The sequence below is a fragment of the Pseudomaricurvus sp. genome (assembly GCF_965662505.1).
In the GTDB taxonomy this organism is placed as follows: Bacteria; Pseudomonadota; Gammaproteobacteria; order Pseudomonadales; family Cellvibrionaceae; genus Pseudomaricurvus.
The window spans coordinates 1-8,340 of sequence record NZ_CBFIHX010000136.1 but is presented as its reverse complement, the minus strand read 5'-3'; the positions used below and the strand labels follow the sequence as shown (position 1 = coordinate 8,340).

At 52.1% G+C, this 8,340-nt stretch carries 9 protein-coding genes and 1 tRNA gene; 3 read left to right on the top strand and 7 right to left on the bottom strand.

Features of this window, described 5'->3' with window-relative positions; genetic code table 11:
* Positions 1-31 precede the first annotated feature (31 nt).
* The 3 genes from minE to minC form a co-directional block, all read right to left on the bottom strand.
* The gene (minE, locus tag ACTG33_RS14765; protein WP_439135989.1) at positions 32-280 is read right to left on the bottom strand and encodes a cell division topological specificity factor MinE; all 249 of its coding nucleotides are present in this window, start codon (positions 278-280) and stop codon (positions 32-34) included.
* Complete coding sequence (gene minD, locus ACTG33_RS14760) at positions 277-1,092, bottom strand: septum site-determining protein MinD (protein WP_439135988.1); 816 nt, start codon at positions 1,090-1,092, stop codon at positions 277-279. The genes minE and minD overlap by 4 nt, the downstream gene beginning before the upstream one ends.
* Positions 1,093-1,180: 88 nt before the next feature.
* Positions 1,181-2,044 carry a septum site-determining protein MinC gene (gene minC, locus ACTG33_RS14755; protein ID WP_439135987.1) on the bottom strand — a complete coding sequence of 288 codons (864 nt, stop codon included), beginning with the start codon at positions 2,042-2,044 and terminating at the stop codon, positions 1,181-1,183.
* 295 nt (positions 2,045-2,339) lie between these two features.
* Between minC and trxC the strand changes: the two genes are divergently transcribed.
* Positions 2,340-2,774: a thioredoxin TrxC gene (gene trxC, locus ACTG33_RS14750; RefSeq protein WP_439135986.1), complete on the top strand. Its 435-nt coding sequence runs from the start codon at positions 2,340-2,342 to the stop codon at positions 2,772-2,774.
* Between the two features lie 18 nt (positions 2,775-2,792).
* Here the strand turns inward: trxC and ACTG33_RS14745 are convergent, their stop codons facing one another.
* Positions 2,793-3,452: an alpha/beta hydrolase gene (locus ACTG33_RS14745; protein ID WP_439135985.1), complete on the bottom strand. Its 660-nt coding sequence runs from the start codon at positions 3,450-3,452 to the stop codon at positions 2,793-2,795.
* A 138-nt stretch (positions 3,453-3,590) separates the two neighbouring features.
* On the opposite strand from ACTG33_RS14745, the gene ACTG33_RS14740 reads away from it, so the two are divergent.
* Positions 3,591-5,630 (top strand): DNA topoisomerase III, encoded by a 2,040-nt coding sequence (locus ACTG33_RS14740; RefSeq protein WP_439135984.1) that lies wholly within the window; start codon positions 3,591-3,593, stop codon positions 5,628-5,630.
* Between the two features lie 5 nt (positions 5,631-5,635).
* Here the strand turns inward: ACTG33_RS14740 and ACTG33_RS14735 are convergent, their stop codons facing one another.
* Positions 5,636-6,130 carry a hypothetical protein gene (locus ACTG33_RS14735; RefSeq protein ID WP_439135983.1) on the bottom strand — a complete coding sequence of 165 codons (495 nt, stop codon included), beginning with the start codon at positions 6,128-6,130 and terminating at the stop codon, positions 5,636-5,638.
* Between the two features lie 238 nt (positions 6,131-6,368).
* Between ACTG33_RS14735 and ACTG33_RS14730 the strand changes: the two genes are divergently transcribed.
* Positions 6,369-6,445 (top strand) — tRNA-Arg (locus ACTG33_RS14730).
* A gap of 185 nt (positions 6,446-6,630) precedes the next feature.
* On the opposite strand, the gene ACTG33_RS14725 is transcribed toward ACTG33_RS14730, so the two are convergent.
* Positions 6,631-7,419 (bottom strand): transglutaminase-like domain-containing protein, encoded by a 789-nt coding sequence (locus tag ACTG33_RS14725; protein WP_439135982.1) that lies wholly within the window; start codon positions 7,417-7,419, stop codon positions 6,631-6,633.
* A gap of 139 nt (positions 7,420-7,558) precedes the next feature.
* Positions 7,559-8,302: an endonuclease gene (locus ACTG33_RS14720; RefSeq protein WP_439135981.1), complete on the bottom strand. Its 744-nt coding sequence runs from the start codon at positions 8,300-8,302 to the stop codon at positions 7,559-7,561.
* Positions 8,303-8,340 lie beyond the last annotated feature (38 nt).

Below are 8,340 nucleotides of genomic sequence, written 5' to 3'. Positions count from 1 at the left end.
CAAAAGGTTTTAGTGCAGCCGGAGTGTAAGATCAGTCGGGCAGGGTGACGTTCAGTTCCAGAATGGAACAATCGCCATTGTTTTCCAGTTGCACATCGATCTGATCCTGCTCAATCGGCACGTATTTGCGAATCACTTCCAGAATTTCCTGCTGCAGGGCAGGCAGGTAGTCTGGCTGATTACGTTTGTTGCGCTCGTGCGCGACGATAACCTGCAAACGCTCTTTGGCGATGGAGGCGGTGTTCTTTTTGTTGCTTTTGAAATAATCAAAAATGCTCACGCGGACCTCCTGAACAGTCGCTGGAAGAAGCTTTTGCTTTCAACAGACAGGAAGCGGTGCTCAACTTCTTCGCCCAGCAGGCGGGCAACGGCGTCCTGATAGGCCTGACCGGCGTCGCTTTCCTTATCATGAATGATGGGCAGCCCCTGGTTCGAGGCTTTCAGTACAGACTCGGAATCCGGAATCACGCCCAGCAAGGTGGTCGCGAGAATTTCCTGCACATCTTCTACGCCCAGCATGTCACCGGTTTCTACGCGTCCCGGGTTGTAACGAGTCACCAGCAGGTACTCTTCCACGGTTTTGCCTTCTTCTGCACGGCGAGACTTGCTTTGCAGGATACCCAGAATGCGGTCGGAGTCACGCACAGAGGAAACTTCCGGATTGGAGACCACAATCGCAGTATCGGCAAAGTAGAGTGCCATAAATGCACCGTGCTCAATGCCGGCAGGGGAGTCGCAGATGATGTACTCGAAGCCGTCATCTTTCAGTTGATTGAGGACACCCTCAACGCCTTCTATGGTCAGGGCGTCTTTGTCCCGGGTTTGGGATGCCGGCAGGATGTACAGATTTTCGCAGCGCTTGTCTTTGATCAGCGCCTGCTTGAGCGTGGCTTCGCCGTTGATCACATTGACAAAGTCATACACAACGCGACGCTCACAATTCATGATCAGGTCAAGATTACGCAGGCCAATATCAAAATCAATGACCGCAGTTTTATGTCCGCGCATGGCAAGACCACTGCTGATGGCTGCGCTGGTAGTGGTTTTACCTACGCCACCTTTTCCGGAGGTTACTACAATTATTTTGGCCACAAGTTTTTACCTATATGTAAGTGGAAATTGTTGTAAATAGTTACGGGTTTCTTTGTTTTTTGTTCGAGTCGGAGCGTTGAAGATTCGCCTAGCGACCGCGAGCTTTTAACGGCTCAATATTCAGTGTTTCGTCGGTTAAGGACGCTTGAATAGATTGTTTCCAGTGCGATTCCCGCAAATCTTCATTCAATTTGAAATAACCGGCAATAGAAATTAACTCAGCTTCAAGGCTTTGGCAAAACACGCGAGCTTCCGTGTTGCCTTTAACACCCGCCAGAGCACGACCGCGCAGGGCACCATACACATGAATATTGCCGTCAGCGAGCAATTCTGCACCGGCGGAAACCGGAGCCAACACAATCAGATCGCCACCGGCGGCATAAATCTGCTGGCCGGATCGAACGGGTGTGGTAATGACTTTGGTTTGTGTCGGATTCGGACTGTTGACGGGCACATCATCAATGGCATCGTCCAAGATCGGGGCATTGCCAGCTTCGAACAGGTCATCCATAACGGGTTCGGCAGTTTCAGCCGGAACGCTAACGGTCTGGGGTTCGTTCTCGTCAGTAACCTTCTCAGTTGCGATGCTGCTGGATGGCTTTGATCGACTATTAGCCAGTATGGCTAAATTAAGTTCTTTTGCGGTGGCTTGCAGTGCTTCGTTGGCGCCACGCAAGGCGACAACAATCAGACCAAACTCCAGGCACAACTGTTGAATGGCTCGCAAATCCGGAACCGGGGCCGAGTCCTCATACACTTCCAGGCTGAGTACGGCAGGTGCTTGTTGAAAAAAGGCGGGCGCTTCGGCGACTTTCAACGTCAAATCATCGCGCAGACGCTGTAAATCAGAACTGGCCAATTCCAGTAAGGTCAAAGGGAATAGCCCCCCTTTAAGACGAAAGCTCGGGGCTTGCGATGATTGATCCACCGCCAAAGAAGAATCTACACTCATGAACTACACATTACCTATTGGTCGTCGATCAGTGACACTGACCGAATACTAGCCGGTTTATACCGTGTCGGTTTGCGCTAAGCAAGGTGCCGACAACTCTATTTTTTTGATGAGGACAATACCGGGCGAACATCGCTTATCTTTCGAGCGATCCGCACGAAAGGCAACCTGAAAGCAATGGTTTTGGGATGTGCCGCACAATCGCTGACTTGTTACAATCGCCACTGACGCGCTGTCCATTTTTTCGATCAAATGTTCTTCGGTGTTTGATACCGCTTTAATCGAGTACTTCTGTATGACAACAACAAACGTGACCTGTCCCAAATGCAATGCTAAAAATCGTCTGCCCACCGATCGTCTGGGAGATGGGCCGAAATGTGGAAAGTGCAAGAAGCCGATTTTTGCTGGCAAACCGGTTGAGCTCTCTTCTGCGAATGTGGCCGCTGTGCTCAATCACAACGAAATCCCGGTCTTGGTCGATTGCTGGGCGCCCTGGTGCGGTCCCTGTAAAAGCTTTGCGCCTGTGTTTGAGCAGGCCGCTCGCGAACTGGAGCCGCGTCTGCGTTTGGCAAAACTAAACAGCGAGGCTCAGCAGGGTATCGCGGGTCGTTGGAAGATTCGTTCGATCCCGACGTTGATTCTGTTTAAAGCCGGTAAAGAAGTGGCGCGTTTGTCTGGCGCTGTACCGCTGGGGCAGCTGAAGCAATGGCTGACCCAGCAGGGAGTGTGACGCGAGTATTAACAGACCCTAGCTCAAACGTTCCTGCAGCCAGCGGGAAATATCCTGGATCTGAGGCAGGCAGACTTCGTGTTGCATGGGGTAGGTCGCATACAGTGGTTCATAGCCTTTGCTTCGCAGTAACTCAACGGCGCGCTGTCCCAATAACTCCGGAACAACTGGATCCTGAGTGCCGTGGGAGATAAAAATCTCCAGCGCTTGGTTAGCGGCGCTCGGTGAGAGTGTCTCGTGGGTGGCAAAGTAGGTGGACATGGTCATCAGACCGGCCAGAGGTTTGGGGTAACTCAAAGCTGTTTGGTAAGCCACCGCGCCGCCTTGTGAAAATCCGGCAATCAGGATCTTGTCACTCTCCACGCCCCGTTCTATTTCCCGATCAATCAGTGCATTAATAGCCTCTGCAGATTGCAGAATCTGCGTCTCATCGATTTTTCGATCAATATCCATGCTTAGGATGTCATACCAGGCGGGCATTGCCATGCCGCCGTTGACGGTGACAGGAATGCTGGGCGCATGAGGAAACACAAAACGTACTGCCATTGAGTCTGGCAAGTTGAGTTCCGGCACGATGGGGGCAAAGTCATTGCCGCTGGCGCCTAAGCCATGAAGCCAAATAACAGAAGCGGTGGCCGAGCCTTGGGGTTCAATTTCAATGCAGGGAAGGTAACTCATAATGGGTGCGTCTCATGCTTTTTACTGTATTGGGGAAATTTTTCGATGCGCAACAGCTTACCTGTGGGTTGACAGCTTGTCGATGCAGTCAGAATACGTATACTGTTTATATGTACAGCATCCGGTTGCCTCTGTTTTATGATCCTTTATATCGCTGAAAAACCCAGTCTTGGGCGTGCCATTGCCAGCGCGATTCCCGGTTCGCACAAAAATGCTGAAGGTCATATTCAACTGGCCAATGGCGATGTGGTGAGTTGGTGTATCGGACATTTGCTGGAACAAGCGGAGCCGGATGCCTACGATCCGAAATACAAAAAATGGTCTCACGATACGCTGCCCATCCTGCCGGAGAAGTGGCAACTGACCCCCAAGCCCAAGACTCGTAAGCAGTTAACGGTGTTGCGCAAGCTGATCAAACAGGCAGATCAGCTGGTTCACGCAGGGGACCCGGATCGGGAAGGACAGCTATTGGTGGATCAGGTAATTGATTATCTGGGTGTCAGCTCTGCCAAAAAACAACAGATTCAGCGTTGTTTGATCAGTGATCTGAACAAGCCGGCTGTACAGAAAGCGCTGCAACAATTACGCAGTAATCAGGATTTTATTCCGCTCTCGACCTCGGCGCTGGCACGCTCAAGAGCCGATTGGCTGTACGGTCTTAATATGACCCGTGCCTATACCTTGCAGGGGCAGCAGGCAGGTTATCAGGGCGTGTTGTCGGTGGGGCGGGTGCAAACGCCTGTGCTGGGATTGGTGGTGCGGCGCGATCAGGAGATCGAGCAGTTTGTCCCCCACGACTACTACGATGTCTGGGCGCATCTGTGCGCCGGCAGCGGTGAGCGTTTTAAAGCGAAATGGGTGCCCAGTGACAGCTGTGCCGATTTTCTGGATGAGCAGGGGCGCAACCTGTCGAGACCACTGGCGGAGAACGTCTCGACGAGGATTAGCGGTCAGCCGGCAGAAGTGGTGGCTTACAAGCGTCAACAAAAGCAACGAGCGGCACCGTTACCGCACAGCTTGTCGAGCTTGCAAATCGATGCCAACAAAGCGTTTGGCTTGAGCGCTCAACAGGTTCTGGAATGCTGTCAGGCGCTGTATGAAAAACACAAATTAATTACCTATCCTCGGTCCGACAGCCGTCACTTGCCTCTGGCTCACTTTGCCCAGGGGCGCGATGTGACTCAGGTGGCTGTGCGAAATATGGTGCAATTGGGGCAAGCAGCGTTTGAAAGCGCTGTGAAACAGGCAGATTTTAAACGTAAGAGTCGTGCCTGGAATGACGCCAAAGTCGATGCCCACCATGCCATCATCCCGACACAAAAATCACTGACTCGCCTGAGCGATACGGAAGCCAAGGTCTATCAATTGGTGTGTCGCAATTATATGGCCCAGTTCCTGCCCCCGGAGAGTTACGCCGAGGTTCGCGCGGAACTGCGCATTGTGACAGGGCAGTTTGTGGCCAAATCACGACAGACCACGGAAGCGGGCTGGACTTGCCTGTTTCCCAAAAAGACTTCAACTAAAGCAAAGGAAACTCAGGCGGACGATGAGGACTCAGCCAATGCCTGTTTGCCCGTTATGGCGGTTGGCGAGCTGCTGGAGTGTGAGCGGGGCGAAATCGTCACCAAACAGACCAGTCCTCCCAAGTCGTTTACGGACGCCGCCTTGCTATCCGCCATGACGGGCATTGGCCGCTTTGTGTCTGATCCAGAGCTGCGGAAAATCCTCAAAGAAACTGACGGTTTGGGAACTGAGGCCACAAGGGCCGGCATCATTGAGCTGTTGTTCAAACGCGGTTTTCTGGTTCGTAAAGGCAAGGCGATTAACGCCACTGCTGCTGGAAAGGGGTTGATTACCGCCTTGCCGGATAGCGCGACCTGGCCTGACATGACCGCGAGGTGGGAATCGCAACTGGATGCCATCAGTCAGCGGGAAACTCAGTACCGCCACTTTATGGATCCGATGGTCGATAGCCTGTACGGGCTGATTGAGCAGGCGAAGGCGTCATCCTTTCACGGCCTAAAAGGCCTCGGTGGCGCTCGGTCGAAGGCTACTTTCAAGACCAAGGGAAAGCGCACCACAGGTAAACGGTCCCCTAGCGGCAAGTCGTCTGGCAGCAAGTCTTCTAATAACAAGCCTTATCGGCGTACTGGCAAAAACAAGGCTGCAGCAACCTGATCTTATCAATGCAACAGCTGCGCGGCGGCCAGTTCGGCAACTCGGTCTGTTTCACTGATGACCTTATACAGTTGATCCACCTTGCCAGCTAAGCCCAGATTACTGGTGAGCGAAAACAGCGAGTTATCCAGGGCGCCCAGAGCGGCAATCCTCAACGAACGAGAGACAGCCGGTGCCAGACACAGTTTTAGCAGCGACTGATGAAGCTCCTCCAGTACCCGACAGGCATTGGCCAGCTGACCAAGCGCAGAAAAAGAAGCTGATAGATTGTGCGAGGCCGCAATTTTAAGAGACAGGTAATTCTGAGAGCCCTGCAAAGGTCGCAGATCAATCAGCAGCTGGGATACGCTCAACGCTTGCGAGAATCGCTGGCAGGCTTGTTTAAAATCCCGGTTGTTATGAAACAGCTTGCCGGAGCTCATGCACTGTTTAAAGTGCTGCAGGGCTTGTTGTGGTGAGCTGGCGATTTCCTGACGGTGTTCAGGGCAGAGAGAAGACATAAGTAATTTCCTTTAAATGATAATCATTATCATTAATTGTGGTGGTTGTAAGAGTGCATGTCAACTGAGGTAGATAAGAAATTGAAAAGGAAGGGAGCCGTGGTCGAATGGTGTGAAAAATCACCATTCTGGCGGTAAACAAAGCGCCAATTAAGTCGCTGATAAAGTTAGTGTTTTTTTTCAGAAAAGGGCTTGACTCATCAGGGCCTCATCCCTATTATACGCGCCTCAACACAACGCACTCGTAGCTCAGCTGGATAGAGTACTCGGCTACGAACCGAGCGGTCGAAGGTTCGAATCCTTCCGAGTGCGCCATATTGAAACAAAAAAGCCCGGCCTTGTGCCGGGCTTTTTTGTTTTACTCTGATGGCTTCGGTCGGTAAGAACCTCCTGTTCGATTAATTGCGAAGCAATTAAGACCGCCGAAGAAGCCCGCAGGCTTTAAGCACCCATCTCTCCATTACAGCTGCCAATCATTCTCTCAATACCTTGCCCTCAAATTATTCCGGCAACAAATCAACTCTGACATTTTGCTCATTAGGAACAACCGGCGGTCCAAACTGGTTATAAATCGCTACGTCTGCCGCATCGCGCCCATAACCAATCGCCACATAGCCTCCATTTTTGTACTGCTGAGTAGCATCGAAGGTGTACCAATTTCCAGCGACATAGGCTTCAAACCAGGCGTGTAATTCCATGGGTTGCAGGCCGTATAAATATCCCACCACCATGCGGGTGGGAATGCTGAGGCTGCGACACAGGGCAATACCCAGATGAGCGAAATCACGGCAGACGCCAAACTTCTGTTGATTTACTTCGGTGGCAGACACGGGAAGAGGGCTGCTGCCGGGTTGAAAAGACACATTGTTGTAGAGCCAGCGTTCGATTTCGGCCACTTGGTCGTAGCCGGGCAGTTGGCTCGCGGTGATCTCGGTTGCCATGTCGCCAAAACGGTCGGATTCACAGTAGCGACTGGGCAGCAGATATTTTAAAACGCTGTCGGGCAGGTTTTGCACTTCTACAAACACGCCGCCGGGCAGTTGATTGACGCTGTCTGCGGTTTTGATTTTGGCCGAGGTATAAATGGTGAACTCGCCGGGCTTGGCGACCAGGCGCTGGCAGAGGTTGCCGAAGTCATCGGTAAACTCGAAGGCGGGCACATTGGGGTAGAGCAGATATTCCTCACTGGCCACCCATTGCTGGGCGCCACTGCGGGGGCGCAGCATCAGCACAAATGGTGTGTGACAACTGATGGAGAATTTGAGCTCGCAACTGGTTTGTAACCACATACCCTGACCTCATAGACGGAGACTGACACAGATTAAGCGTCTTATAAGTCAGTGTAGTGACTATTGAGGGTTGGGGTTATCTATTTCGAAGGGAGTGTCTGTTTCGGAACGGCTGGCTGTACCAATCTAGGTGTTATCTTTATGGGGTATTTGCGATCCAGCGGCCACAGGCTTTATCCATGACGGCATTGTCATTGCCTTGCAGAGCTTTAATACGGCTGGCGCGATCGCACTCCCATTGAGCGACTGGGTACATTCTGTCCCAGGCTTCCATCAGTTGCCGGGTTTTGCGTGACATGGAAAAGCGGGGATAGGTGGCGTCCATGTACAGGTAGGTGCGGGCAATACGTCCGCGAGCGGATTCGGGCGGTTCTGCCTTGCGATTATCAATCTTCATGGCGCAGCTGCCGAAGTCGACAGGTGTATGGGGAAGCAGTGTAAAAGTGTAATTGCTGCGCAGGGCGTTCACCGCGCCGATGGCCGGAAACAGGTTGTACATATCCGCTTGCATCAAGCGGTATTCCGGAACCACTTTTTCAGCACATCTGCGGCCTTTGTAGGTTTTGCCTTTGCTGGTAATGCATTGGCTATCGCCTTCACGCCAGGCGGCGAAACTGCGACCAAAATTTTCGGCCGGCACGACATGCTCCCACTCGATACGCTTGGCGCGTCTGACTTGTTTGGTGGTGGTAAAGCCGAGGGGCGTAATGACTTGTTTGTCCGCACGGTACTCCGCATCACAATAGAGGGTTTTATGGTGTCCGGCATAGACATTGGACAGCAGTAAGCGTTTGGCTTTGCTGAAGGATTCGTTTTGGGTATTACCTGCGGCGAAGGTTTGGCAGCAGATCAGGTAAAGCAAAGACAAAAAGATGTGACGCATGGAAATCCGTGTCTAGTAGATTTATGCGCCAATGGTAT

Coding starts and splice junctions, on each gene's coding strand:
- minC (WP_439135987.1), bottom strand. CDS start 2,044: ATGAGTGTAGATTCTTCTTTGGCGGTGGATCAATCATCGCAAGCCCCG.
- trxC (WP_439135986.1), top strand. CDS start 2,340: ATGACAACAACAAACGTGACCTGTCCCAAATGCAATGCTAAAAATCGT.
- ACTG33_RS14745 (WP_439135985.1), bottom strand. CDS start 3,452: ATGAGTTACCTTCCCTGCATTGAAATTGAACCCCAAGGCTCGGCCACC.
- ACTG33_RS14740 (WP_439135984.1), top strand. CDS start 3,591: ATGATCCTTTATATCGCTGAAAAACCCAGTCTTGGGCGTGCCATTGCC.
- ACTG33_RS14735 (WP_439135983.1), bottom strand. CDS start 6,130: ATGTCTTCTCTCTGCCCTGAACACCGTCAGGAAATCGCCAGCTCACCA.
- ACTG33_RS14725 (WP_439135982.1), bottom strand. CDS start 7,419: ATGTGGTTACAAACCAGTTGCGAGCTCAAATTCTCCATCAGTTGTCAC.
- ACTG33_RS14720 (WP_439135981.1), bottom strand. CDS start 8,302: ATGCGTCACATCTTTTTGTCTTTGCTTTACCTGATCTGCTGCCAAACC.